This window comes from Aeribacillus sp. FSL K6-1121 (genome assembly GCF_038003725.1).
Classification (GTDB): domain Bacteria; phylum Bacillota; class Bacilli; order Bacillales; family Aeribacillaceae; genus Aeribacillus; species Aeribacillus composti.
Map to the genome: position 1 here is coordinate 2,330,533 of NZ_JBBOPS010000001.1, position 25,399 is coordinate 2,355,931.

24 protein-coding genes and 1 pseudogene are annotated in these 25,399 nt (G+C 39.4%); 5 read left to right on the forward strand and 20 right to left on the reverse strand.

The genetic code is table 11. The features are described from left to right. The first annotated feature begins 104 nt into the window (after nt 1-104). Together NSQ61_RS11430 and NSQ61_RS11435 are read left to right on the forward strand one after the other, a co-directional pair. A complete protein-coding gene (locus tag NSQ61_RS11430; RefSeq protein ID WP_198318588.1) occupies nt 105-368 on the forward strand; it encodes a hypothetical protein in 264 nt (87 codons plus the stop codon). A gap of 14 nt (nt 369-382) precedes the next feature. After that, on the forward strand, nt 383-733 hold the full coding sequence (locus tag NSQ61_RS11435; RefSeq protein WP_144597777.1) for a spore coat protein: 351 nt from the start codon (nt 383-385) through the stop codon (nt 731-733). Between the two features lie 363 nt (nt 734-1,096). Here NSQ61_RS11435 and NSQ61_RS11440 read toward each other — a convergent pair whose 3' ends face one another. From NSQ61_RS11440 to NSQ61_RS11460, 5 genes are read right to left on the reverse strand one after another with little or no spacing between them, the layout of a single operon-like run. Beyond that, entirely contained in the window at nt 1,097-1,348 is a 252-nt protein-coding gene (locus NSQ61_RS11440) for a DUF2573 family protein (protein ID WP_063386943.1), read from the reverse strand. Between the two features lie 15 nt (nt 1,349-1,363). Next, entirely contained in the window at nt 1,364-2,128 is a 765-nt protein-coding gene (locus NSQ61_RS11445; protein WP_082829501.1) for an IucA/IucC family C-terminal-domain containing protein, read from the reverse strand. Further along, nucleotides 2,116-2,937 carry an ABC transporter ATP-binding protein gene (locus NSQ61_RS11450; RefSeq protein WP_063386944.1) on the reverse strand — a complete coding sequence of 274 codons (822 nt, stop codon included), beginning with the start codon at nt 2,935-2,937 and terminating at the stop codon, nt 2,116-2,118. Before NSQ61_RS11450 ends, NSQ61_RS11445 begins: the two co-directional genes overlap by 13 nt. An 11-nt stretch (nt 2,938-2,948) precedes the next feature. After that, on the reverse strand, nt 2,949-4,001 hold the full coding sequence (locus NSQ61_RS11455) for a FecCD family ABC transporter permease (protein WP_339194470.1): 1,053 nt from the start codon (nt 3,999-4,001) through the stop codon (nt 2,949-2,951). After that, on the reverse strand, nt 3,998-4,999 hold the full coding sequence (locus tag NSQ61_RS11460) for a FecCD family ABC transporter permease (RefSeq protein WP_339229540.1): 1,002 nt from the start codon (nt 4,997-4,999) through the stop codon (nt 3,998-4,000). Before NSQ61_RS11460 ends, NSQ61_RS11455 begins: the two co-directional genes overlap by 4 nt. Before the next feature lie 161 nt (nt 5,000-5,160). On the opposite strand from NSQ61_RS11460, the gene NSQ61_RS11465 reads away from it, so the two are divergent. After that, nucleotides 5,161-6,153, forward strand: coding sequence for an ABC transporter substrate-binding protein (locus tag NSQ61_RS11465; protein ID WP_066249177.1), 993 nt, complete (start codon nt 5,161-5,163; stop codon nt 6,151-6,153). A 513-nt stretch (nt 6,154-6,666) separates the two neighbouring features. Here the strand turns inward: NSQ61_RS11465 and NSQ61_RS11470 are convergent. From NSQ61_RS11470 to NSQ61_RS11480, 3 genes are all read right to left on the reverse strand, one after another. After that, on the reverse strand, nt 6,667-7,428 hold the full coding sequence (locus NSQ61_RS11470) for a FixH family protein (protein WP_340807033.1): 762 nt from the start codon (nt 7,426-7,428) through the stop codon (nt 6,667-6,669). Between the two features lie 603 nt (nt 7,429-8,031). Next, complete coding sequence (gene fumC, locus NSQ61_RS11475; protein ID WP_130156803.1) at nt 8,032-9,411, reverse strand: class II fumarate hydratase; 1,380 nt, start codon at nt 9,409-9,411, stop codon at nt 8,032-8,034. Between the two features lie 143 nt (nt 9,412-9,554). Further along, on the reverse strand, nt 9,555-9,872 hold the full coding sequence (locus tag NSQ61_RS11480; RefSeq protein ID WP_063386951.1) for a MerR family transcriptional regulator: 318 nt from the start codon (nt 9,870-9,872) through the stop codon (nt 9,555-9,557). Nucleotides 9,873-10,087: 215 nt separating this feature from the next. Here NSQ61_RS11480 and purU point away from each other — a divergent pair, with 215 nt between their 5' ends. Beyond that, on the forward strand, nt 10,088-10,987 hold the full coding sequence (purU, locus tag NSQ61_RS11485) for a formyltetrahydrofolate deformylase (RefSeq protein WP_063386952.1): 900 nt from the start codon (nt 10,088-10,090) through the stop codon (nt 10,985-10,987). A 64-nt stretch (nt 10,988-11,051) separates the two neighbouring features. Continuing rightward, nucleotides 11,052-11,232: pseudogene (locus NSQ61_RS11490) on the forward strand (hypothetical protein); the annotation flags it as partial. Between the two features lie 982 nt (nt 11,233-12,214). On the opposite strand, the gene NSQ61_RS11495 reads toward NSQ61_RS11490, so the two are convergent. From NSQ61_RS11495 to NSQ61_RS11550, 12 genes are all read right to left on the reverse strand, one after another. Then, nucleotides 12,215-13,951 (reverse strand): thiamine pyrophosphate-binding protein, encoded by a 1,737-nt coding sequence (locus tag NSQ61_RS11495; RefSeq protein ID WP_339229561.1) that lies wholly within the window; start codon nt 13,949-13,951, stop codon nt 12,215-12,217. A gap of 108 nt (nt 13,952-14,059) precedes the next feature. Next, nucleotides 14,060-15,268: an L-2-hydroxyglutarate oxidase gene (lhgO, locus tag NSQ61_RS11500; RefSeq protein WP_340807035.1), complete on the reverse strand. Its 1,209-nt coding sequence runs from the start codon at nt 15,266-15,268 to the stop codon at nt 14,060-14,062. 83 nt (nt 15,269-15,351) lie between these two features. Then, nucleotides 15,352-16,767, reverse strand: coding sequence for an NAD-dependent succinate-semialdehyde dehydrogenase (locus tag NSQ61_RS11505; protein WP_339230753.1), 1,416 nt, complete (start codon nt 16,765-16,767; stop codon nt 15,352-15,354). A gap of 120 nt (nt 16,768-16,887) precedes the next feature. After that, nucleotides 16,888-17,658, reverse strand: a complete 771-nt coding sequence (locus NSQ61_RS11510; protein ID WP_340807037.1) for an acetoin reductase — start codon at nt 17,656-17,658, stop codon at nt 16,888-16,890. 12 nt (nt 17,659-17,670) lie between these two features. Continuing rightward, the gene (locus tag NSQ61_RS11515) at nt 17,671-18,684 is read right to left on the reverse strand and encodes a zinc-dependent alcohol dehydrogenase (protein ID WP_340807039.1); all 1,014 of its coding nucleotides are present in this window, start codon (nt 18,682-18,684) and stop codon (nt 17,671-17,673) included. Nucleotides 18,685-18,697: 13 nt separating this feature from the next. Continuing rightward, on the reverse strand, nt 18,698-19,402 hold the full coding sequence (locus NSQ61_RS11520) for an ABC transporter ATP-binding protein (RefSeq protein ID WP_340807041.1): 705 nt from the start codon (nt 19,400-19,402) through the stop codon (nt 18,698-18,700). Then, nucleotides 19,395-20,117 carry an ABC transporter ATP-binding protein gene (locus NSQ61_RS11525; protein ID WP_340807043.1) on the reverse strand — a complete coding sequence of 241 codons (723 nt, stop codon included), beginning with the start codon at nt 20,115-20,117 and terminating at the stop codon, nt 19,395-19,397. The genes NSQ61_RS11520 and NSQ61_RS11525 overlap by 8 nt, the downstream gene beginning before the upstream one ends. Nucleotides 20,118-20,138: 21 nt before the next feature. Beyond that, nucleotides 20,139-21,128 carry a branched-chain amino acid ABC transporter permease gene (locus NSQ61_RS11530; RefSeq protein ID WP_340807045.1) on the reverse strand — a complete coding sequence of 330 codons (990 nt, stop codon included), beginning with the start codon at nt 21,126-21,128 and terminating at the stop codon, nt 20,139-20,141. Further along, complete coding sequence (locus NSQ61_RS11535; protein ID WP_339229575.1) at nt 21,125-22,009, reverse strand: branched-chain amino acid ABC transporter permease; 885 nt, start codon at nt 22,007-22,009, stop codon at nt 21,125-21,127. The genes NSQ61_RS11530 and NSQ61_RS11535 overlap by 4 nt, the downstream gene beginning before the upstream one ends. A 75-nt stretch (nt 22,010-22,084) precedes the next feature. After that, nucleotides 22,085-23,344 carry an ABC transporter substrate-binding protein gene (locus tag NSQ61_RS11540; RefSeq protein WP_340807049.1) on the reverse strand — a complete coding sequence of 420 codons (1,260 nt, stop codon included), beginning with the start codon at nt 23,342-23,344 and terminating at the stop codon, nt 22,085-22,087. A gap of 24 nt (nt 23,345-23,368) precedes the next feature. Next, the gene (locus NSQ61_RS11545; protein ID WP_340807051.1) at nt 23,369-24,130 is read right to left on the reverse strand and encodes an SDR family NAD(P)-dependent oxidoreductase; all 762 of its coding nucleotides are present in this window, start codon (nt 24,128-24,130) and stop codon (nt 23,369-23,371) included. Continuing rightward, nucleotides 24,127-25,287 (reverse strand): iron-containing alcohol dehydrogenase, encoded by a 1,161-nt coding sequence (locus NSQ61_RS11550; protein ID WP_340807053.1) that lies wholly within the window; start codon nt 25,285-25,287, stop codon nt 24,127-24,129. The genes NSQ61_RS11545 and NSQ61_RS11550 overlap by 4 nt, the downstream gene beginning before the upstream one ends. Nucleotides 25,288-25,399: the final 112 nt, after the last annotated feature.

The following is a 25,399-nucleotide window of genomic DNA, read 5'->3' on the forward strand; positions in this document are numbered from 1 at the left end:
ATTTAAAATTTTTGTTCAATATTCCTGTTAAAAAATTTTTGCATAACTCTTTAAAAATTGTGGGATATTAAATTTGTACATTTTTGAAAAAGGGGGCTTTTATGATGAATCAAATGCCAACCAATATGCAAAATATGCAGCAAAATCAAGTTTATAACGAACCGCCGCAAATTATTTCTGTAAAAGATCAACTATATTTAACAGATATGATGTCATGGAATTTAATTGCGATGAAAAAAGCACATTTTTTTGCTTCACAATGCCAAATTCCTGAAATTAAAGCTGAGTTGGAAAAGGTAGGAGAAATGCATCATCGCCACTATCAGCAGATATTAAATCAATTAAATGGCAATCCACAAATGCAGTAGAAAGGAGATTTATTATGCAAGCCCAGCAATCAAACAACACGAAAATCAGCAATCCGGAAACAACAGTTCAAAAAAGCCCGCAAATGAACGACCGCGACTTTATAAATGACTTGCTTGCAACTGAAAAATATATGACACAAGGTTATAGCACAGCTTTGAATGAGCTTAGCCACACCGTTTTATACGAAAATATTCAAATGATTTGCGACGAAACGCAAAAATGCCAGCGTCAGTTATTTAATGTCATGTTTAAAAATGGATGGTATTCCCTTGAGGCGTGCGACAACCAAAAAATACAACAAAGCTATCAGCAATTTGCTAATTATTTGCAACAGCAATCTCCTTACAATCAAAACATTCAATAAAAATGAACTTAAAAGTGTCTGACCCCAATCGAACAGACAGCAAATAAAGAGTTAAAGCAGCCTTATTCCGGTAAACAAGCGGAGTAAGGTTTTATTTCTTTTACGGGACGGAAATGTTATTCCCAATCGATTACTGAATAGGCGAGCTCATTCCGTTCTATATGATAACATCCTATATTTATCTGCTGTTTTTAAAGTAAGAAGCATTTTGCTTTAGCACAAAAAATTTTTAACCTTTATCAGCATTCCATTGTTTCGTCCAACGTCAATGCTATGAAACCTTAAAGTTATTTTGAATGATACTATTCTGTCCGCATAAAAAATCCTCCTGCTGCTTATAAGGAGGACAACTTCAAATTTAGATCAACGTTTTTTATTATTTCTATGCTGTTCATTTAATTCTTTTATTTCATTAATAATAGCTTTCATTTGTTCTTTTGCTTCTGGAAATTTTTCATTCCAATGTTTCACTAGCGGCGGCATCGATTTTGCCATGTACGTATACAACACCCAAATTTTCACTTTTTCTTTTAATTCAGGAGACGATTTTCCAAGCAAGAGTTCGGTATACTTTTCAACAAGCGCATCAATCTGAGCTTGAAACTGGTTATCCATTTTTAATCTCTCCAATTACTTTTTTATTGTACATTCACTAACATTCGGGCATGTTCTGCACTTTTTCCCTTCATCGTCTGTCAAATAAAACAGGCAGCATGTTTTTCTTTTTCGAATATAATCATCATATTGATCAGAATATGTCTTAGGACCAAAAAATTTTTTTAAAGGGTTCCGATTAAAATCCCCAAACAATTCACCTTTTGCTTCCTTCACGCAATAAATAAAATCTTCTTTTATTTTTTCATGTTTATCTTCATGCTGCTTTTCATTGAGCAATGTTTCATACATCCAAAATATATAGATCGCAACATTTTCCCAAAGAATCCATTTTGAAATTTTTGCCTCTGTTGAGACAACCTGTAAAAGACGGGTGATGTTTTCTTTAAATAATAAGGTTAACATTTCATCCCGCCATTTTTTTCTTTCTTGGGGAGCGATTGTGACTTCGTTCGATTTGAAATAAAAGCCCGGCAGCCAAAGCGGATCTTCGTCATCAGTGATCAGGACAAGATTTTTTATATCCACTTTTAAAGCTTTATCAAACATTGTCATGGTATAAAGAGCTAAAGCGGCTAAAAAAGCATATCTTTTAATAAACATTGACCCGGCTACATAAAGAGGTGCATTAAATTTAGGCTGAATATTTTTTAAAAACAGCTGCAGTTTTTCCGGTTTTAGCAGTTCCTCCATGTCAATTGATGAATCGGTTGCACGTTTTGCTTCTGAATATCGAAATTTTGACAGCACCTTTATTTCATCGAACGTCAACTTTCCCATGCCTGCATCCCTACTTTATTAATATTTCTCCCTTTTCCGAACGGAATACATAGCGGTGTTCCAAAAATCGGATCGCGAATAATTTTGCAATCCATTTCAAATACATCTTTGACCAGTTGTACATTCATTACATCTTCCGGTTTTCCTTGTTTATAAATGTTTTTATCCTTTAATACGACGATATGATGAGCATAACGGCAGGCTAAATTTAAATCGTGAAGAACCATGATGATCGTTCTTTTCTCTTTCATATTCAATTCAAATAATAAATCGAGTATTTCAATTTGATGTGTTATATCTAAATAAGTTGTTGGCTCGTCGAAAAGAATAATATCTGTATTTTGCGCCAAAGTCATGGCGATCCATGCACGCTGTTTTTGTCCTCCTGATAAAGAGTCCACTGTTCGTTCTGCCAATTCACTCATTCTAGTTGCTTCAAGCGCTCGAAAAACTAATTCTTCATCTTCCTTGGACCATTGGTTCAGCCAATTTTGATAAGGATACCGTCCTTGTTTAACAAGCTGCAAAACAGTTAATCCTTCTGGGGCTTCAGGCCCTTGCGGAAGTATAGCCAGTTTTTTTGCCACTTCCTTTGTCGGTAGCTCGGCAATGTCCTTTCCTTCCAAGAGTACTGAACCGCCTGCTGGCTTTAAAATTCTTGCCAAAGATTTTAATAAGGTCGACTTTCCGCAACCGTTGCTTCCAATTAATACAGTAATTTCTCCCGTTGGAATAGTAAGATTAAGATCTTCAATAATCATATTCTGTCCATAAGCAAAAGTTAACTCATGAGTATACAATCTATGCATGCCATCACCTCCTAAATATTTCTGTGCTTCATTAACAAGTAAATAAAATAAGGAGCCCCGATCGCTGAAGTAAACACACCAGCTGGAATTTCATGCGGCAAAAAGATTGTTTTTCCCAATAAATCAGAAAGCATAACAATGAGTGCCCCGACAAAGGCTGAAATCGGCAGCATCAAACCAAAGCTTGAACCGACAAGCTTTCTTGCAATGTGAGGAGCAATAAGACCTACAAACCCTATCCCTCCTCCAAAAGCGACAGCAACAGCAGTCAAAGCGGTTCCTAGAAATAAGAGGAAAAAGCGGGTTAATTGTACCCGGTTTCCCATACCGATTGCGATCTCATCGCCAAAACTTTGAATATTGATCGTTCTTACAGTAACAACCGTTATCAAGAGAAGAATGATAGTTGCTGGAAACAAAATCTTTACTTGAGACCAGTTTGCCGCATAAACTGAGCCGGTTATCCAAATATTTGCTTGGGATGCTTGGTAAATAGGCCCTTTTATCATTAACAAAGTCGTTAATGCTTTAGTTAAAAAGGAGATTCCAATGCCGACCAACACAAGCCTGATGGCAGTCACACCGTTTTTCCACGACAATAAATAAACACAAATGCCTGTAACGGCTGCTCCTATGAAAGCTGCCAAAGGCATCCAATGAATGCTTACAGTTAAAGAATGATTCTTATCGGAAAACAGCATTAAAAATAGTACAACCGCTGCCGAAGCACCGCCGGTAATTCCGATAATGTCAGGGGATGCTAAAGGGTTTCGAACTAAATTTTGCAAAATTCCGCCCGCAACAGCCAAACACATGCCGACCAAAAGGGAAATAAGAATTCTCGGAAGCCTAAATTGTTTAATAACAAGCTCGTTCGTTCCATCCCCTATTCCAAAAATTGTTTGAAAAACTTGGGCAGGGCTGATCATCACTTCGCCTACACTTGCACTGACAAGGATTACGAAAAACGCCGCAAGAAAGAAAACGAACGAAAGGAAAAAGGCTTTTTTATCAATTAAAAATGAAATGACATTTCCGATCCGAAGCGAAACATATTTTTTCATGATGCACGAACCCCCTTCCTTGCAATATAAACAAAAAATGGGGTTCCAATTATCGCCGTCATGACCCCTACAGGGACTTCTTCAGGCATGACAATGAAACGGGCGCCAATATCTGCTGCAACTAGCAAAATCCCACCAAATACTGCACAGAACGGCAAAATCCATCTGTAATCATTTCCGGCCACATACTTTGCAATATGGGGCACGACTACGCCGATGAATGCAATAGGACCAGCCGCCGCAACTGCACCGCCCGCAAAAAATATGACAGCACAGGCTGCAAAAAACTTCACTGTTCCTACTTTTAGTCCTAAACTTTTCGCCACTTCTTCTCCCATTACTAAGACGTTTAATTTAGAGGCGATAAATGTACAAATAACTAATCCAATCAAAATATATGGAAGAACAGCTGTCATTACCTCCATTTTGCGGCCTTGCACAGATCCTGCAAGCCAAAATAATACTTGATCCAACGCTGCTTCATTTAAAACTAACAAACCTTGCGTAAGGGAAGAAAAAAGTGCCGCAACGGCCGCTCCTGCCAAAGTAAGCTTTACAGGCGTCAATCCATCACTGCCCAATGAGCTGATCATGTACACAAGCATGGCAGCAAAAGCTGCGCCTGCAAAAGCAATCCAAGTAAACGCTTGTAAGCTGTTTACAGAAAATAAGGAAAAAGCTAGAACAATAAAAAATCCTGCACCGGCATTGATGCCAAAAACGCTTGGCGATGCAAGAGGATTTTTCGTAATAGCTTGCATCAATGCACCGGATAAAGCAAGACAAGCGCCGACTACACTCGCTATGACGGATCGAGGAAGTCGAACATTTTGTATAATAATATGTTCATTGGAACCATTAAAATGAAAAAAAGCATCCCATGCCATCTTCCAGCTTGTATCCGTATATCCATATACAATACTTGCACACATGCTGAATAATAGAAGCAAAAAGGAAAGAAAAAGTAAGATTGCTTTACGATTACTAGATAATGACAACTTCACGTCTCTCCTAACAAGTCGAACTTCTGATCCAATTGTACCAAATCATTTTGAATGTGAAAATCATTTTCAATTAATTATTGACTTTTAATTTCTCACTGATTACTATTATTAAGGAATTGAAAATCATTTTCAACTACATTTTAGGGGGTTACATAATGAAAAAAATATCAAAATTATTATTTTCCATCGTTGCCATACTCATGCTGGCAGTAATTGCTGCTTGCGGCAACGGGGACAGTAAAGAAGCTTCAAAAGAAAAGAAAGAAAGCTCAACTGAAAGTCAATCATACAAAGTTGAGCATGCAATGGGAACAGCTGAAATTCCAAAAAAACCTGAACGTGTCGTCGTATTAACGAATGAAGGAACCGAAGCGCTTTTAGCAATGGGATTAAAACCAGTCGGAGCCGTTCAATCTTGGCTTGGCGATCCTTGGTACGATCATATTAAAGATGAAATGAAAGACGTTGAAGTCGTTGGTACAGAAAGTGAAGTCAATGTTGAAAAAATTGCAGCTCTTCAGCCTGACTTGATTATAGGCAATAAGCTTCGCCAAGAAGCAATCTACGACAAGCTCAATCAAATAGCGCCAACAGTTTTTTCGGAAACATTAAGAGGCGACTGGCAGGAAAACTTTAAGCTATATGCAAAAGCCATCGATCGTGAAGAAGAAGGACAAAAAGTATTAGATGATTTTAATAATCATGTAGAAGAAGTAAAACAAAAATTAGGAGATCAAGTGAATCAAGAAGTTTCAGTTGTTCGTTTCATGGCTGGTGTAACGAGAATATATTGGAAAGATTCATTTTCTGGTGTGATTTTCGATCAAATTGGATTTAAACGTCCTGCTCAGCAAGAAAAATTGTTTACAGATGCAAATAAATTAGGAGATTTGGCAGTTGAAGTCGGAAAAGAACAAATTCCGGAAATGGACGGTGACATCATCTTCTATTTCACCTATGCACCGCAAGGAGACAAAGAAGCTTTGCAAGCAGAAAAAGAGTGGACAAACGATCCTCTTTGGAAAAACTTAAATGCTGTTAAAAACGGAAAAGCTTACAAAGTTGACGACGCTATTTGGAACACAGCCGGCGGTGTGCTTGCTGCAAACCATATGCTGGACGACTTAGAAAAATTGTTAACTCAATAAAATTGAGATGGTCGAAAAGATAATTTTTTCTTACCTTGAAAATCAGCAATATGAATAAAGCCAAAGCAACCTTACTTCAATTTTCATTGGAGTAAGGTTGTTCAGCTTTTATGCAATTTTGTTTCGTTTAACTAAATTTTCGCTTTATTTCGGTTTATAAGACTACTTTGCATTTGTTATTTAACTTATGTTCGGGCAAGTTGTACTGGACGAATCTTCATTCATTTATAAAAAGAATTCTTTTTCGTATTCAATGCAATCAATTATTTCGTTTAAAGTTCTTTTGCCATACATTCTCTTTTTAAGGGAAGGGCGGCTTTTCATGTTTTTAATTAATCTATTCATACGTATCGACGTTACGTGCTTCGATCATATCTGGTTCCTGCCGTTCAATTAGTTCGCCACGGACTTAATTGAATTCTTTCCCCGATCTTATTTTTGTCCATACATATACACTTTTTCAGCGATTCTTTCTCAACTCTTTTCTACCATAAACAATATCCATTCCGATCTTTATTTTTGAACCGTTACCTTCTTCGTGACATGCTCATGTAGTCCTTCATCATTGTTGACATGAACTTGGATTTGATAAGTTCCTGAGGAAGAAAATGTATATTTCGCTTCATAAGTACCTTTCTCGTCTCCTGCAGCATCTACCCAATCATGCTTTTCAGAACCGTCCTTCCAAATTTCATAACGGACATTTGCATTTAACAACGGAGCGTTTTCTGCTTGAATTTTTGTTTGAATCAATGTTTCCGCATTCGCCTTTACATTTGTCGGCAGCTCCAATTGGATGTCTACAGATCCTTGAGAATGTTCATGAGTATGATTTGCGGTTTTTTCGTTTTCGCCCGTTGAAGCTCCATCTTTATGTAGTTCACCAATCACAATTTGTTTTTTGGGCATATTATGCTGATTTTTCGCCGTAACGTGTGATTGAACAAAAAAAACTCCATTTTCATCAAATGTGTGTTCAATCGTATATTGGCCGTCTTTTTCATGTTTTGCTTCTATCATTTTACTTTCTTCTTTTTCTCCTTCTTTCCATATTTCAAATTTTACTTCATCAGCATCTTCAACCGCTTCTCCTCCGTAGCTCACTTCAGCAGTCAACGAAACTTTTTCATGAATATTCGCATGGTCCGGCACTTTCAAATTGACTTCGAGCGGATGAACTTCGGCACTTTCTCCGCTGTTCTCTTGTTTCGTTTCATTTTGACCGCAAGCTGCAAGAAGGAAAACGGCGGCAAGCAATATAATGATTTTTTTCACAATAAATCTCCTTTCCTCAATAAAAATTAATTGAGAACTATTAAATAAAGAATAAATTTAATACATACATATTGCAACATTGCAAAGGTGAATATTTTGTGTAGGATTCATGAAATTTTTATGTGGAGGATAATGGTTTTTGCACCTGGCAGCATTGAATATAAATAAGAAAACCGGACGCACAAATTGAACATATCCCGATCAAAGATCAAATAGACAGTATTAAAAATTCCCCCCTTCTTCAGCGGCTTACAGAATAGTTGTAGAAGGAATCACTGTTAAAGAAATCATCTGACAATTCCTCCCCATATAACTCAGTAGGTCTGTAAGCTGAAGAAAGAAGCACTGTCTTCGAAGATATTTTTTAACTGCTAAGAGTTTAAACTCAACTGAATAGTTTATGAACTTTTGTCCTTTTCTTGCCATAAAAAATCACCTCTTAAAGCAGTGTTGACCAAATAGGGATTTTTCAACATCTACTTTAAGGGGTGCAGTTCATAGACAGTATAGGTTTTTTTCTTTCTATCTAGACAAGAGGGATCGTATCAAGTAGTGAGTATCGGTATATATTTTCATCTCCCAGCAAAAATTCAATGTTTTCTGTTACACCATTTTCTCCGGCTGGACAATGCGGTCAAATTCTTCGGCTGACAGAAGGTTCAGTTGAACAGCTGCCTCCTTTAAAGTCAATCGTTTTTCATATGCAAGCTTTGCAATTTTCGCTGCATTTTCGTATCCAATATGAGGATTTAAAGCAGTTACGAGCATGAGCGAGTCTTGTACATATTTATCAATCACTTCTTTGTTTGCTTCAATTCCCACAGCACAGCGGTCGTTGAAGGAAATTATACTATCCGATAAAAGCCGGATCGATTGTAAAAAGTTATAAATAATAACCGGTTTGAAAACATTTAATTCAAAATTTCCTTGGCTTGCGGCAAAACCGATCGCTGCATCATTTCCCATGACTTGGACTGCTACCATCGTTAATGCTTCGCTTTGCGTCGGATTCACTTTTCCCGGCATAATGGAGCTTCCGGGCTCATTTGCTGGTATCGTGATCTCGCCAATTCCGCATCTTGGACCGCTTGCCAGCCATCTAACATCATTTGCAATTTTCATAAGATCAGCTGCCAAGGCTTTTAGCGCTCCGTGTGCATGAACGATTTCATCATGGCTAGTTAGCGCATGGAATTTGTTTTCAGAGGAACGGAATGATTCATTCGTTTGCTTGCTTATTTCATCTGCAACAAGCTGTCCAAACTGAGGATCCGTATTAATTCCTGTTCCGACTGCTGTTCCGCCGATCGCCAAATCTCTCAAGTTATCCATTGCTTCGACAATCATTTTTCTGCTTTTTCTCAGCATATGTACCCATCCGCTGATTTCCTGTCCAAGCGTGAGCGGTGTTGCATCCTGCAAGTGGGTGCGGCCAATTTTCACAAGATTCTCAAACTGCTTAGATTTCTTATCGAGCGTCTCTGTCAACAAATCAATTGCCGGCAACAGCTTGTTTTTTATCGCTATGACACCAGCAATATGCATTGCTGTAGGGAATGTGTCGTTTGAGCTTTGTCCCATATTCACATCATCATTTGGATGAATTTTTAATGATTCAAACCCATTTTCTTTCAAGTATTCATTTCCTTTAAACGAAATCACTTCATTGACATTCATGTTCGACTGCGTTCCGCTTCCGGTTTGCCATACTACGAGCGGGAAATGCTCATCAAGCTTCCCTTCTATAATTTCATCGCAAACATGAACGATCGCATCTTTTTTCTCTTTTGGCAGCTTTCCTAATTTTTCATTAACGATCGCTGCACCTCTTTTTAAAATGGCAAATGCACGAATGACTTCAATCGGCATCGTTTCAGTACCGATTTTAAAATTGTTTCTGCTCCGTTCCGTCTGTGCACCCCAGTAGCGGTCTTTTGGAACTTTTACTTCTCCCAGCGTATCTCTTTCTATACGATAGTCCATTTTCTTCTTCCTCCTTTTTAAATAATCATCTATTTTAAATATACCTCTAATATTTTGTTAAAAGCAAAAAAACTCTGATAATTTTTTATAAAAATGAAGAACTTTATTAAATCATAAAAAAAAGCGGTTTTAACCGCCCTGAACTATTGTTTTCTTATTTTGAAGTGTGCATTCAGCTGGCCTTGAATCATTTTTTTCTTATCTTCGAGCATTTTATCTCTTTCTTTTTTCAGCATTTCTTTTCTAATTTCAAACGTTTGAACGCCGTCTTCGATTTTATCTGCAATTTCCATTAATGTTTCAATATCTGAAAAGGAATATTTTCTCGTTCCTTGTTTCGTTCTTTCGGGAAAAATCAATTTTCTTTCTTCATAATATCGTATTTTTCTTGGTGATAGCCCTGTTAGTTCACTAACGATACCGATCGTAATGACTTTTTTATCCTTATATGATTCTGACATTGTTATACCTCCTTTTATAACGTTATTACGTTAAAATTTATAACATTTTCAGCCATTAACTTTATTATACAATTTTTTTTCGTATTTTTTAATTTTTGTTGTAAGATTTTCTTACATTGAATACTTATAAATATTTTTTTCCTTGTTCAAATTGACAAGAAAGCAAACTATTAGTATCCTTTGTACAGATCACATTTGGGTTGGAGGAAAGGTTTATGTTACATACGAAACAAACGAATCTTGAATCTTTTTTACATCAATATAAAGATCGCGCACGTCTTCTTATTACATGCAACGACCAGCCAGGAATTGTTGCAAAAATTTCTAAAGTTTTATATGAACACGGCGCCAATATCGTCCAATCAGATCAATATTCAACAGATCCTTCAGGCGGCACTTTTTTTATGCGCGTTGAATTTGAATTACCGGATATAGAACGTAAAAAAGGCGAGCTTGAAAAAGACTTTGAGCCGATCGGAAAAGAATTGCAAATGAAATGGCAATTTTCATATATGAACCAATTAAAGCGAATGGCGATTTTCGTATCGAAACAAGATCATTGCCTTCTCGATCTTCTTTGGCGTTATCAATCAGGCGATTTTTTTTGCGAAATACCTTTGGTAATCAGCAACCATCCAGATTTGCGTGAACCAGTTGAATCGCTTGGAATTCCGTATTATTACATACCGGTCAATAAAGACAATAAGCCGGAAGCGGAAAAGCAGCAGCTTGAACTGTTGAAGAAATATAATATTGATTTCGTCGTTCTCGCCCGTTATATGCAAATTTTATCTCCAGATTTCATCAAGCATTACCGGCATCGAATTATTAACATCCATCATTCGTTCTTGCCTGCATTTGTCGGTGCAAGACCGTATGAGCGCGCATATGAACGCGGAGTCAAAATTATTGGAGCCACTTCCCATTATGTGACGGAAGATTTGGACGAAGGACCAATTATTGAACAAGGGGTTAAAGAGGTCAGCCATCGGTACAATGTTGAAGATTTAAAAAGGGTCGGAAGAACGATTGAACGCGACGTTCTTGCCCGCGCTGTACAATTACATTTGGAAGACCGCATCATTGTTCACGGAAACAAAACGATTGTCTTTTAAAGAGAGCTAGGCTGGAAAAATTATGTCCGGCTCTTTTCATGCGCAGCATTCAAAATAAAAAACGAAACAGCTGCATGAATTGACACCCTTTCATCGGGCAATTGATTGAACTCCTCTATGACTAACACGGTGTATATGTGTACGAAGACGGCCAACGGGTAACCGAAGCCGTCTTCTTTCATCTACAGAACAATGCCTATGTAAAACGCCACCGGTCACCGTGTACGGCGACTCTTAGCGAATGAGGAAGAAAGCGATGTATAAAACGTTTTATTCTCTTTCTGGGAACCGTTTTCGAATGACACAAATCCGATAGAGGCTTATCAAGGAATGAACTGCCCCTGGGCGGAAGAAACTAGTCCCCTGTCCATTCCCAATCCATTTCAGAGATACCCTATCTATCTTACATTACACAAAATTCTTGACAGTACCAGTGAATCTCTCAACATGACACTTTTAATAATAAAACGCTCAACGTATAAAAATATTAATTAATCCTCCAACATTAGTACTAAATAATATTTAACAGTATAAATGGCATTATAATAATGAATATAAAGATTTACCAAATGTGTATAAAGAATCTAACAAGAAAATTGACGAAAAAAGTATAGATGCTGTCCAGTTGGCTTTTTTGCATTTAAGAAAAAACATTATTAAAAAGGCTCCTAATAGAGCTGTAAATTGATATAATAAATATATATTTTCGATTGTTTAGTAATGTACCATTTTGAATAATCCGGTATAGATTCAGTCATATAGGATTAAATGATTGAAGTTTACAAATTTTTTGAATGAATGTCATCTAAACCACAATATTGACAACTGTCCATATGATGAAGAATTCGATCAAGCATGTCATTTGCTAATTTTTGAGCTTGGAACATCTTCAACAAGATTTAAAAATTCGCACTCGTTGTAAAGCTTGTATGAAGCCATATTCGCTGTGTTCACTGTAATAAGAATATGACTTATTTTATTGAAATCTCATCTCTTCTTGTTTGGGAGAGAATGTAAGAGGTTTCTTTTTCGAAGTAAAAATTGAAAGAAAATCATGCAAGTGATTTCCATCACCAATACGAAAGCGAATAGAATCGAAAATCGTCTAGCCGATGGATCTATCATAGTTAATTCGATACGGAGCAAAGGAAATGATGTCACTCCGCCCATTTCTTCTTTACAAACAAAAAACCTAGAGCCGTATGAAATCGACTCGAGGTTTTACACTTATTCTAAAGAAGTCGCCAATTCGGACATGACTTTATGATAAGATTCTTCATCCGTCGTTTTTATATCGAGCACTGCAGGCTTATTGCTGTGAAACGCCTCGGTTAATGCTCCCTTGATATCATTCGGGTCATCGATAGTATACCCGAGACATCCCATGGCTGCCCCAATTTTTCCGTAATCGATGTCCATAAATTCAGAAGCGACTTTTTTCTCTCCTTGGGCATTTTTTACCCAACCTAAAGAAGAATTGTTAAAAATCACTGTGACGATCGGCAGGTCGTGTTCAACCGCGGTGATCAAACCGTTCATCGTCATGGAAAATCCGCCGTCTCCTGCAATTGCCAACACATTCTTATCCGGGTAAACTAATTTTGCGACTAACGCAGATGGAATCGCATATCCCATGCCTCCTGCCGAACCTGGTAAAATGATGCTTCCGGAAACTTTCGATTTAAAATGGCGTATCGTGTAAACACGGTTCTCACCAGCATCCAGCGTAATCATCGTATTTTCATCAATCGCATCATAAATTTCTTTCAACGCCCGTTGTGGTTTGATTGGTCGAGCGTCGGCATATGATTCGTCGACAAAAATATATTCCGAATCTTCTTTCAATTGAGCAATTCTTTCGATCCGTATTTCTATTTTGTTACGATCGATTTCGATTTTATGTTCCAATAGTTGAATCATTTCGTAAAGGACTCGTTTTGCGTCGCCGATGATCGCTTGGTCGACAGGTAATGTCCAGCTCGCATGCTTCGATTCAATATCAATTTGGATGATGGTTTGTCGTTGTGGATCGATCAACTGCCTATGATGGTTGCATGTATCGGTTGGCGCAAGTTTTGAACCGACAACCAAAATGACATCTGCTTCCGACAATATTTTGTTTCCTACCGGTGTACCCCAGTTGCCAATAACACCAACGGATTGAGGATGCGTTTCACGCAATGCACTTTTTCCCATCGTTGTCGTTCCGACTGGTGCCCCCAACAACTCTGCAAAGTTTTCCAATTCTTCAAAGGCTTTTGACACTTTCACGCCATTTCCAGCGATGATAAACGGATTTTTCGCTTCCTTTAACGTATGTAACGCCTTCATGAGTTCGTCGCGATGGGGCGTTTGCGTTTGATCCAACAAGTAATGTTTTGTATGATAAATGACTGGTGAACCGTCCGGTTTGACCGTTCCATTGATTGCAGAACTATGAAATACGACAGCTGATGGACCTGGATTGCCGTCTAAAGCATGTTTCAAGGCAAGTTGAACACTTTGGACAGCTTGTTCGGGCATGTGGACGACCGTGGAATATTTCGTAGCCGCTTCTACCGCTTTTTTTACATCATAGCTGCCATATTCGCCAGTACCAGTCTGATAAGAACCGTGGTGTGAATAAGGTGCGTTGTCGGTCATATCCGTTAACATGACCATAGGTGAACTGCCTTGAATCGCTTCCACCGCTCCCATGAGGCCATTGCTGACGGCCCATGCACCTTGAGAAGTGAAGATTCCTGGTTTGCCTGTCAAACGGCCATACACCTCAGCCATGATGCTGGCAATTTGTTCATGTCTTGTAAGGATAGGTTTAATCGAAGAATTGGCAAGGGAATCGTATAATTTCATCATGTAGCCGCCGGGAACACCAAAAACATATTCGACATCCGCTTCCTCGAGCACTTGTACGACGGCATCCATGGTACTTTTTTCTGCTTGAATCGACGTACGTTTAGCCATTGCATATTTCCCTTTCTTTATTATGATAGATGTAAGTGCTTACAAAATTATTGACATTTAGAGATGTCCAATGTTTATTTCTTTAGACATCTCCAAATGATTTCAGCATCAAATCGCTTTATTATTCTCCTTGATGTCAGTAATTTTGTTAACGATCTCCTTGCCGATTTCTAATGAAGCTGTTGCCGCTGGTGATGGTGCATTACATACATGGATGCTGTTTTTTCCATTTACAATGTAAAAGTCATCCACTAATGTGCCATCGTTTTTTAATGCTTGCGCCCTCACTCCTGCTGGTGCAGGTGTTAAATCGTCTTCGGTAATTTCAGGGATTAACTGTTGTGCGTTTTTGACGAACAATTTTTTGCTGAAAGACCGGACGATTTCTTCAATGCCTACTTTGTAATACTTCATGCCAAGTTTCCAAAATCCCGGAAACGTGGAAATTTCTAAAAAGTCTTTGAAATCAAATGACGTCTTCGTATATGCTTCACGTTTAAATCCAGGAACAGCATTCGGACCAACTTCTACTTCACCGTAAATCGTTCTTGTGAAATGGACGCCCAAAAATGGAAACTCTGGGTTCGGTACCGGATAAATCAAATTTTTCACCAAATGGCGTTTGTTTTCATTAATATAGTAGTATTCACCTCGAAATGGGAAAATTTTCATGTCAATTTGATAGCCTGCCATCCGTGCGATGCGATCACTTTGCAAACCTGCACAATTGATGAGAAATTTGCCTCGGTACGTCTTGTTTCCCGTCTCGACGACGACTTCTCCGCTTCGTTCGTCAATCGCCTTTACCTCTTCATTTGTATGAATTTCACCGTTGTTTTCACGGATCAGTTCAGCAAGTTTGAAAGATACCTGTTTGTAATCCACAATTCCCGCAGATGGTACGTAAATACCTTCTAAACCATTGACATGTGGTTCTTTTTCTAACAATTCTTCTTTCTTTAATAATTGGACATCTAAACCGTTTTGCAGTCCTCTTTCATACAGTTTGTGTAAATTGGGCAATTCATTTTCGTTTGTTGCAACGATCACTTTTCCACATTCTTCATAGTCGATACCATGCATTTCACAAAAGCGCTTCATGCTTTCGTTTCCCGCTTTAGCGAACTTAGCTTTGTAACTGCCAGGTGTATAATAGATGCCCGAATGGATCACTCCGCTATTATTTCCGGTCTGATGACTTGCCAATTCTCTTTCTTTTTCAAGGACGACTATTTTCGCATTTGGAAATTGTTCGATTAATGCCTTTCCTACTGATAAACCTACAATACCTCCACCGATGATGATAAAGTCTGTCATTTTGGATTCTCCTTACAACGTTAAAGATCGAAGTTTCATCGAAATTTCAGTATAAAAATAAAATAAGGGGGATCGCTTGGTAATTAAATACCAAGCGAAATGTATTTCTCTTCAAGATACTCGCGAATACCCTGATGACCACCTTCACGGCCATAACCGCTTTCTTTGACCCCACCAAACGGTGCTTGTGCTGTTCCAGGCATGGCATCATTTAATCCTACAATTCCAAATTCAAGTCCTTCGGAAACTCTTACAGCCCTTGAAATATCTCTAGTATAAACGTAAGCCGCTAAACCATAAGGTGTGTTATTTGCCGCTTTTATGACTTCTTCTTCATCTTCGAATACGGTGATAGGAGCAATCGGACCAAATGTTTCTTCGCTCATGATTTTCATTTCTTCAGTCACGTTGTCCAAAACAGTCGGTTCAAAGAAGTACCCTGGTTCGTCTGCTTTTTCGGCACCACCGCACAAAATGGTTGCTCCTTTACTGACGGCATCTTCAACATGATCTTTTACTTTTTCAATGGCAGCTTTGTTCACCAATGGACCAATATCGACATCTTCTTTCAAGCTGTTGCCGACATTTAATTGTTTTACTCTTTCTACGAACGTTTTAGCAAATTCTTCTTTAATATTTTTATGGACAAACACTCTGTTGGCGCATACGCAAGTTTGTCCAGCGTTTCTGAACTTGCTAGCTACAACACCTTCAACCGCTTTTTCAATGTCCGCATCATCAAAGACGATAAACGGAGCATGTCCACCTAATTCCAACGATAATTTCTTCAACTGCTTCGCAGATTGTTCGACCAGCTGTTTTCCTACTTCTGTTGAACCAGTGAATGAAATTTTTCTGACTGCATGGTTGTTGAAAATTTCATCGGAAATGGCTTTGGTTGAACCTGCAACGATGTTGATGACGCCTTTAGGAATTTCAGCCATTTCAACCAACTTCGCAAATGCCAATGCAGTTAATGGGGTTTGGCTTGCAGGCTTGACAATTCCTGTACAACCGGCTGCAAGTGCTGGACCCAATTTTCTTGTCAACATCGCAATCGGGAAATTCCATGGTGTAATGGCCGCGACGACGCCTACAGGTTGTTTAATGACGAGCAATCGTTTATTTTCTACAGAAGCAGGAATGGTTTCACCGTAAATGCGTTTTCCCTCTTCTGCATACCAAGTCAAGAAGCTTGCAGCATATACCACTTCACCTTTTGCTTCTTTGTAAGCTTTACCCATTTCCATGCTCATGATCGTTGCTACTTCTTCTGTATGTTCAAGGAGCAAGTCTCTTAAACGCAAAATATAGTTGGCTCTTTGTTCAGCTGTTAATTTGGACCACTTAGGGAATGCTTCTTTCGCCGCTTCAATCGCTTTTCTCGTTTCTTCCGTACCGCCTTTAGGCACTTTTGCGACTAATTCTTGTGTGTTTGGGTTGTAAACTTCAAAATGTCCTCCCGCAACAGATGAAACCCATTCTCCATTGATGTACAATGCAACATTGTCCAAATCAACCAATTTGAAATCTTTCACTTTTGTCATCTGTCATCCTCCCAAAAAATTTTTATATGAATAATGATGTTGTAATGCGCTTAGGTTAATCGTTAACGTATTCTATGAAAATACATTTCCACCATCGATGACAATCGCCTGACCAGTCATGTAATCCGCTTTTTCACTTGCTAGATAAGACACCAATCCTGCTACATCTTCCGGTTTTTCCACCCTGCCTAAGGGGATGCTGTCAACTTTGTTTTTAAACGTCTCGCCAACAGGAACATTTAAATACGCTGCCATTTGTCGATCGATTTCTTCCCACATTGAAGTTCCGACGATGCCTGGGCAATAAGCATTCACTGTTATTCCGAATGGGGCTAGCTCTTTTGCAGCCGCTTGCGTCAAAGCAATGACGGCAAATTTAGTCGCTGCATAATGGCCTAACAATTCAACCGCCCGTTTTCCTGATGTACTGCTTGCATTGATGATTTTACCGTATTTCTGTTTCATCATTTGTTTTGCTGCGGCTTGTATCGAATACAATGTTCCGTACACATTTACTTTAAACATGCGGTCAAGATCTTCTTCGGTGATATCAATGAGCGGTTTTACTTGAACGATGCCTGCATTGGCAACCATGACATCGAGACCGCCATGATTGTTTACGACATCATCCACCATTTGAAAAACTTCATCCCGTCGGCTAACATCTACTACGTAAGTGGAACAATTAAATCCTTGATCTTTTAACTCTTGTTTTGCTGTAACAAGTTTTTCTTCGTTAAGATCACAAATGATCGTGTGAAATCCATCTTTTGCCAGTTGAAAGGCGATCGCTTTTCCAATCCCTTGGGCTGCACCGGTAATGATTGCCGTTTTTACTTGCATACAAACACCCTTCTACGTCGATTTTGTATCAATTTCAAGGACAGGCTTCAACACCTTTTGATACAATCCATCCTCAAAAGCCCGTTTTACTTGATTAAATGGGTAGTAGTTGATGATGTCTTTTATTTTCGCAGCATGTTTTTTAAGAACTTGAATGGCTTCATCATAATCGACAGGATCACTACCATAACTAGGAATCAACATCCATTCATTCCTGACCAAATTCGTCAGGAAGAGTTCCGACTCTTGCTCATAAAGGGCGACAACGACAGCAGAACCGCCTTTTTTCAATTGATCAAACATCGATATGACAGCTTGTTTAGAGCCGGAACATTCAAATATAACATCTACTTTTTCGTCAATCAATCCATCTTCAACCACATGTGGAATGATGTTAAAAGGTTCAAACTTTTTCAATCTGCTCTCAAAATCTTTCCTTAAACCGGAAATGTAAACTTTCGCCCCTCTTTCAACGCATAAAAGGGCAACGAAAAAACCAATGATCCCTGGTCCTTGGACTAAGATGACATCGTTTTTTGTAATGTCGCGGTCAAGCCTCTTTATTGCATGGACAGCGACACTCATTGGTTCGCTTAATACAGCGATTTCCATTGGTACATCTTCTATGACTCGAACATATTTTGCCTTTGTTTTTACATATTGGGCCATGCCACCATCAAAATGTAAGCCGATTACTTTATTGTTTAAACAAATCGAATAGCGTTCATTGCAGCAATTTTCGCACTTTCCACAATAGTTCATCGATTCTACGATCACTTGTTTACCGATCAATTTTTGATAGCGTTCATCATTAACTTCGATGACGGTCCCTGAGATTTCATGTCCAAGGATACGTGGATGGTCAACAAACTCATAACCTTTGGCATGATTGTAAGCATGAAGATCGCTGCCGCATATACCACAATAAGCTACTTTTATTAAAATCTCATCTTCGCACAAAACAGGGGGAGAAATAACTCGTAATTCGATCTCATTGGGAGATTTTTTCGTCAAAGCCGCTAACATAAGTTCTCCTCACTTATATTCCTAAATAAGCTTTTTTCAAATATTCATTGTTCAACAATTCTTCTGCCGTTCCTTCCAAAGCGATTCTTCCATTTTCCAACACGAATGCATAGTCCGCAATTTGCAATGACAAGTTGACGTTTTGCTCGACTAATAGAATCGTAATCCCTTTTTCTTTGATTTCAACCAAATTTTTCATCAGTTCTTGCACTAAGATCGGTGCCAAACCTAACGATAGTTCATCGATGATGAGTAGCTTCGGTTCCGACATGAGACCGCGGCCAATGGCGCACATCTGTTGCTGACCGCCGCTCATTTCCCCGGCAAGGGAATGTTTTCTTTCTTCAAGTACCGGAAACAGTTCATACACTTTTTTCAAGTTGTCTTTCAGATGTTTTCTCGCTCGTTTACTGTACGCCCCCAATTCCAAATTTTCTTGAACCGTCATGTAATCGAACAGTTTTCTCCCTTCCGGAACTTGTACGACGCCCAGTTCTACAATTTTATTTGGCTCCAATTTTGTAATGTCTTGTCCCATAAACTCGATTTTTCCGGAAGAAGGTTTGTATAATCCAGAAATCGCATTGATTGTGCTCGTTTTACCCGCAGCATTGGCTCCCAACAATGCGACGATTGTTCCTTCTTCCACTTCCAACGACACATCCCAAAGCACTTGTACTTCGCCGTAGGATAAATTGATGTTTTCTAATTTAAGCATTTATCGTCTCACTCCCTAGGTAAGCCTCGATGACCCTCTTATCGTTAGCCACTTCTTCTGGAGTGCCTTCTGCGATTTTTTCGCCATGGTTGATGACGATGATGCGATCGCAAATTGTCATGACGACTTCCATGATGTGTTCAATCAAAATGATCGTCACACCTGAATCGCGAATGGACTTGATCGTCGGCAGCACTTCTTTCACTTCGGTAGGGTTCAATCCGGCCATGACTTCATCAAGCAATAACAGTTCCGGTTGTGTCGCCAACGCTTTTGCCACTTCTAAACGTTTCTTCTTAGCTAGTGTCAAGCTTCTTCCAATTCGCTCTCGTTCTTCATACAGGTCTACTTTCTTCAAGATTTCAAGACTAAATTCCTTTGCTTCATTTTTATTATTGAATTTATTGAAAGCGCCGACGATCACATTATCCAATACGGAAATATTGCCAAACGGTTTAACGACTTGATACGTACGTCCAATCCCTTTTTTGCAAAGTACATACGGCTTTTGGTTTGTGATGTTTTCTCCTTTGAAATAGATTTCTCCGCTCGTTACCGGATAGTTGCCTGAAATCAAGTTAAACAGCGTCGTCTTCCCGGCTCCATTCGGTCCGATGATGCCGAGGATTTCACCTTTTTGGACATGGAAGCTTGTATTGTTTACTGCTTTGACCCCGCCAAAATGTTTGGAAACATTTTTTACTTCTAAAAACATCTTCTTACACCCCCTATTCGATTATGCAGCTTTTGACTCTTCTAATTTTTTACGCTTCGTCAACTTGGCAAGCCTCTCCTTCAAGAACGGCAATAATCCATTCGGCAAGAAGGCAACAATGAGCATCAAGGCGACCCCGTAGATGAAGAAATTCATCCCATTCAGTGACGGGAACAACGAACGCAAAAACTCATTCAATGGAATGATGATCGCCGCGCCAAGCAACGGCCCGTAAATCGTTCCAATGCCGCCCACGATGACAATCAACACAAACTCTATCGATAAGTTTAAATTGAAAATGTTGTCTGGTTCAAAGTAAAGCATGTATTGCGCATATATGACTCCCGCAGCCCCCGCTATCGCAGAACTGATCATCATCGCATACATTTTATATTTCGTTGTATTGATCCCCAGTGTCTGTGCACTGTCTTGGTCTTCTCGTATCGCCCGCAAGTAGTAGCCAAGTTTGGAACCATCAATCCAGTACATTACCGCTAAACTGATTAAAAACAGAACCAACGTGATCCAATAATAGACGCTGTACTCGCGAAAAACCATGTTTCCAAATGACGGATCAAACGGAATGTTGACGCCCATCGAACCGTTCGTCAAGCTGCGCCAAAAAAGTGCCACTTGGCGGACCACTTCCGCAAAGGCGATCGTGGCCAATGTAAAATATGTCCCTTTCAAACGGAATGTTGGAAAACCGATCAAGACACCGACAATGACGCACAAGATGACCGCCACAATGATGCCAAGCCACGGCGAAACGCCTAGTTTCAAGAACAATAAGGACGACGTATAAGCTCCCAAGCCAAAGAAGATCGCATGTCCCAACGACAGCTGTCCTGCATAGCCTCCCAATACGTTCCATGCATTGGCAACTGTAGCAAACAACAAGATCATAATGAGAATATTCATATAAAAACGGTTTTCAATGATCTGGGGGAGGAGAGCTGCTATCAAGATACCAAGCCACAAATATTTTTTCGACCATAGTTGTTTCATCATTCTAATCCAACCTCCTCATAACCCTTGCCTCGACTGAAGATGCCTTGAGGTCGAACCAACAACACAAGGATGAAAATAATAAAGTAAATCGCTTCTTTCAATCCCGGCGACACCAACAGCCCTGAAAGTGCTTCAACAACACCGATGAATAGTCCACCTAAAAAGGCGCCGAACATGTTGCCTAATCCGCCAAGGACAACGACGACGAACGCAATCAACACGAATGTCGTTCCGATCGTTGGATAGACGGAATAAATTGGCATTAACAACGAGCCGGCCAACCCTACAAGCGCTAAGCCAATACCGAATGCCAGTATGTAGATCTTTTTCACGTCAATTCCGGTAAGATATGCCGCATCCTGTTGCATCGCCACTGCGCGAATCGCCTTCCCGACCATCGTCTTGTGCAAGAACAAGAAGAGCATTACAACGATCATAATCGTCACGAGGAAGGCGACAACATTCGGTACACTCATCGTGATACCGCCGATTTTGATGAGTTTACTTTGATAAGCCGTCTGCACCGAGCGATGGTTGGCGTTAAACAACATGAGTGCCAAGTTTTGCAGTGCAATGGAAAGACCCAACGTCACGAAAATCTTCGTTGATGCAGGAGTATCCAAAATCGGTTCGATGATGAACTTTTGCGTAATGGTTCCAAGTGTAAACAAAGCGATGATAACGACAATGGCCGCTACGTATGGATCCAAACCTACAGTTGAATAAAAAATAAAGCTCAAATACATCGCAATCATCAGGAATTCACCGTGTGCGAAGTTGACGATGCGCACTACACCAAGTATCAAGTTCAACCCCATACTGATGAGGGCATAGATGCCGCCGATCATCAGACCGGAAATGATGGTTTGAACAAGTATCACAGATGTCTCACCCCTTGTTTTTAATATGTGCAGCTATTTCAAGCCTGCAGCTTGAAATAGCTGCACACTATATTTTTATTCATTAATACGTGGTTCTTCAATCGCCACTTCTTCTGGATAAACGGTCAATAATTTACCGTCAATCCATTGTGTTACGTAAGGTTCGCTTGCAATATTTTGACCCGTTTCAGGATCGAATTCGACGCCCCAACCTGTCGCAGTCGTTCTTTTTTCAGCTTTGTAATTCATCGCAGCTTCTCTTACTTTTTCAGGATCCAAGTCTCCGCCTGTTTCTTTTAGCACATCCAATACGACTTTCATACCCATGTAGTTAGCTACAGAATGTCCAGAGCTAGGCTCATTGCCATATTTTTCTTTGTACGCTTCGATAAATTCATCCATGCCTGGAGTTGCTTCTCTGTTGATTTCATACTGAGGAAAATCAACGTTTAACACATTTTCAGCCAATTCGCCGACCGCTTTTTGGAAGTCGACCATTGTATGACCTCCACCTGAACCGATGAATACTGGTACGTCAACACTTAACTCATTCATCTGACGTGAGAGTATGATTGCATCATTGATATACGAGACGGCGATCAACACATCTGGCTCTTCTTTTTTAATGTTTAAAATCACTGAGCTCAAATCGTTGGAACCGGATGCATAAGTCTGTACAGAAACGATATTGATTCCTTCTTCTTCAGCCAATTTTACAGCTTCTTTTGCAATCGTTGTACCATATGATGAGTCTTCATGTGCAATTGCAACTTTCAATTCGTTTAAACCTTTGCCTAACTTTTCCGTTACGACATTTTTAATGAAGTTAATATGAACAGCTGAGAACTTTGACGCAGGTGGGTTCGTTCTTAAAATCGACTTATATCCGCGGTCCGTGATGTTGTCTGCAACCGCTCCCAACTCCCAATAAAGTGCACCGTTACGCTCTGCAACTTCGCTTGCAGCAAATGAAATACCACTCGAGTAAGAACCTACAATCATGGAGATGTTTTCTTGGTTGATGAGACGGTTTGCTTCAGATTGTGCCGCGTCTGGATCGACCGCATCTCCTTTTACAATTTCAATCTGTCTTCCATTAATTCCTCCATTTGCATTTATTTCTTCAACAGCTAACTCTACTCCTCTAAAACTTTCTTGACCTAGTAGTGCTAAGTCACCCGTAAATGGATAAAGCGCACCAATTTTGATTGGTTCATCACTTGAGCCTTCTGAGCCTCCAGAAGTCTTATCACCGCCGCCGCAAGCGGCAAGCAACACCATGAGTGCGATTAAGATGATGCTTGTAATTTTTTTCATTCTTGTAAATTTTGACATTGTTTTATTCCTCCCTATCATTTCTTAACTGATCAACCATCCACCATCAACATAGATGGTTTGACCAGTTATATAATCAGATGCACTGGAAGCTAAAAAGACTGCTGTTCCTTTTAAGTCTTCTAAATTTCCGATACGTTTAAGTGGTATTCTCGACAACATCCACTTAACTCTTTCTTCATCTTCAAATACCGACTTTGTCATTTCGGTTTTGAAGTAACCCGGACCAATGGCATTCGTCAAAATCCCATCATCCGCGAGTTCGACAGCCATGACTTTCGTAAGCTGTGATACACCTCCTTTGCTAGCTGCATATGCTGGCATGTTGACAAAACCTAATACACTCGTCAGAGAAGCGATGTTAATGATTTTTCCATATTTCCGTTTTTTCATATGTGGTATGACCGCTTTTGACATTAGATAGACGCTTTTCAAATTTACATCCATGACAAAGTCCCAATCAGCTTCGTCATAATCTTCTAATCTTCCTCTGACGTTTGTGCCTGCTCCGTTAACTAAAATGTCGATTTTTCCCTCCTCTTGGATGGCGTAATCAACTAAATTTTGTATCGATTGTTGATCTCTTATATCTAAAGTTCGATAGTAAGCCTTTCGACCATATGTTGTTTCGATTTCTTCACATACTTGTTTCAATTCGGTTTCAGTTCGGCTTGCGACAACGACATTTGCTCCAGCTTCCGCTAATGCCAAAGAGATTGACTTGCCAATACCTCTTCCACCACCGGTAACGATGGCTGTTCTACCGGTTAAATCAAATAGCTTCATTTTGCCCCTCCTATCGCCTTTTTATATAATTCGACCACATCATCATACGTCGTAATACGAGGATTCACTTTGATGTTTCCGCTTAAAAGCGCATCTTCCGTCATTTTCTTGATGTTTTGCTCATCGATACCAAAAGATTCAAACGTTTCTGGTATACCAACGTCTTTCGCTAACCGGCGAACCGAATCGACCGCTTTTTGGGCTTTTTCCATCATGGTTAAGCCTTCCAAGTTTTCACCCATATCTAACGCGATGTCTGCAAATAATTCTGGTACGGCTTTCATATTGAATTCCATGACATGTGGAATCAAAACGGCATTGGCTACTCCGTGTGGCACTCCGTAAATTGCACTGATAGGATGGCTCAACGCGTGACAATTTCCTAATCGTGTATTGTTAAAAGCTAATCCAGCTAGTAAACTGCCCATCAACATTTCATCGCGGTATTTGAGTGTATCTCCGTTATACACAGCTTGTCTTAAATTTCGGCTAATTTTTCTGATGGCTTCCCTCGCCAACGCTTTCGTGATCGGATTAGCCATTTTGGACGTATACGATTCGATTGCGTGCACTAAAGCATCTAGACCGGTGGCAGCTGTTACGTTTGGCGGAAGTGTCAATGTCAATACCGGGTCCACTACTGCCCATTTCGGAGAAATTTTCACACCACCGATGGTAAACTTGTATTCTCTTTCTTCATCCGTAATTACGGTAAAGCTTGTGACTTCGCTTGCCGTGCCTGCCGTTGTTGGTATGGCGATCAAAGGCAATAAACCGTTTTCAAACGTATCAATACCTTCGTATGATTCAATTTTTCCACCATTTGTCGCTAAAAGCGCAACTGCCTTGGCAACGTCGATCGAACTACCGCCGCCAATGGCGATGACGACATCCGCGTTTATAGCTTTCAATTTTTCTAACGCATCGTTACAGTTTTTCACCGTTGGATTCGGCTTACATTCGTAATAGATGTCATAATTGATGTGTTTCACATGTTTAATCAATTTATCAGTTAAACCAGTTTTATTAATTCCAGGGTCAGTAACGATGAGTGCATTTTTAAAACCTTGTTTGTCGATGATGTTTTTCACTTCTTTCAACGAATTCGGCCCATAAGTGATTTCGGTAGGTGTTTTAAACACACCGATATTTTGCATATATGATCACCCTATCCTCCCGTAAAATAATCGAAATATTGGAAATATTTAGAAAATAATAATTGATAACGCTTTATTTTTTTTGAAAAGATTATTGAAGGATGCCGAAACT

What these genes read in the sequence shown, in the direction of transcription:
- purU (WP_063386952.1), top strand. Translation starts at nt 10,088, where the DNA reads ATGTTACATACGAAACAAACGAATCTTGAATCTTTTTTACATCAATAT.
- NSQ61_RS11550 (WP_340807053.1), bottom strand. Translation starts at nt 25,287, where the DNA reads ATGCAAAATATCGGTGTGTTTAAAACACCTACCGAAATCACTTATGGG.
- NSQ61_RS11450 (WP_063386944.1), bottom strand. Translation starts at nt 2,937, where the DNA reads ATGCATAGATTGTATACTCATGAGTTAACTTTTGCTTATGGACAGAAT.
- NSQ61_RS11530 (WP_340807045.1), bottom strand. Translation starts at nt 21,128, where the DNA reads ATGATGAAACAACTATGGTCGAAAAAATATTTGTGGCTTGGTATCTTG.
- NSQ61_RS11440 (WP_063386943.1), bottom strand. Translation starts at nt 1,348, where the DNA reads ATGGATAACCAGTTTCAAGCTCAGATTGATGCGCTTGTTGAAAAGTAT.
- NSQ61_RS11465 (WP_066249177.1), top strand. Translation starts at nt 5,161, where the DNA reads ATGAAAAAAATATCAAAATTATTATTTTCCATCGTTGCCATACTCATG.
- NSQ61_RS11515 (WP_340807039.1), bottom strand. Translation starts at nt 18,684, where the DNA reads ATGTTAGCGGCTTTGACGAAAAAATCTCCCAATGAGATCGAATTACGA.
- NSQ61_RS11525 (WP_340807043.1), bottom strand. Translation starts at nt 20,117, where the DNA reads ATGTTTTTAGAAGTAAAAAATGTTTCCAAACATTTTGGCGGGGTCAAA.
- NSQ61_RS11430 (WP_198318588.1), top strand. Translation starts at nt 105, where the DNA reads ATGAATCAAATGCCAACCAATATGCAAAATATGCAGCAAAATCAAGTT.
- NSQ61_RS11435 (WP_144597777.1), top strand. Translation starts at nt 383, where the DNA reads ATGCAAGCCCAGCAATCAAACAACACGAAAATCAGCAATCCGGAAACA.
- NSQ61_RS11445 (WP_082829501.1), bottom strand. Translation starts at nt 2,128, where the DNA reads ATGGGAAAGTTGACGTTCGATGAAATAAAGGTGCTGTCAAAATTTCGA.
- NSQ61_RS11545 (WP_340807051.1), bottom strand. Translation starts at nt 24,130, where the DNA reads ATGAAGCTATTTGATTTAACCGGTAGAACAGCCATCGTTACCGGTGGT.
- NSQ61_RS11455 (WP_339194470.1), bottom strand. Translation starts at nt 4,001, where the DNA reads ATGAAAAAATATGTTTCGCTTCGGATCGGAAATGTCATTTCATTTTTA.
- NSQ61_RS11495 (WP_339229561.1), bottom strand. Translation starts at nt 13,951, where the DNA reads ATGGCTAAACGTACGTCGATTCAAGCAGAAAAAAGTACCATGGATGCC.
- NSQ61_RS11510 (WP_340807037.1), bottom strand. Translation starts at nt 17,658, where the DNA reads ATGCAAGTAAAAACGGCAATCATTACCGGTGCAGCCCAAGGGATTGGA.
- fumC (WP_130156803.1), bottom strand. Translation starts at nt 9,411, where the DNA reads ATGGACTATCGTATAGAAAGAGATACGCTGGGAGAAGTAAAAGTTCCA.
- NSQ61_RS11520 (WP_340807041.1), bottom strand. Translation starts at nt 19,402, where the DNA reads ATGCTTAAATTAGAAAACATCAATTTATCCTACGGCGAAGTACAAGTG.
- NSQ61_RS11540 (WP_340807049.1), bottom strand. Translation starts at nt 23,344, where the DNA reads ATGTCAAAATTTACAAGAATGAAAAAAATTACAAGCATCATCTTAATC.
- lhgO (WP_340807035.1), bottom strand. Translation starts at nt 15,268, where the DNA reads ATGACAGACTTTATCATCATCGGTGGAGGTATTGTAGGTTTATCAGTA.
- NSQ61_RS11480 (WP_063386951.1), bottom strand. Translation starts at nt 9,872, where the DNA reads ATGTCAGAATCATATAAGGATAAAAAAGTCATTACGATCGGTATCGTT.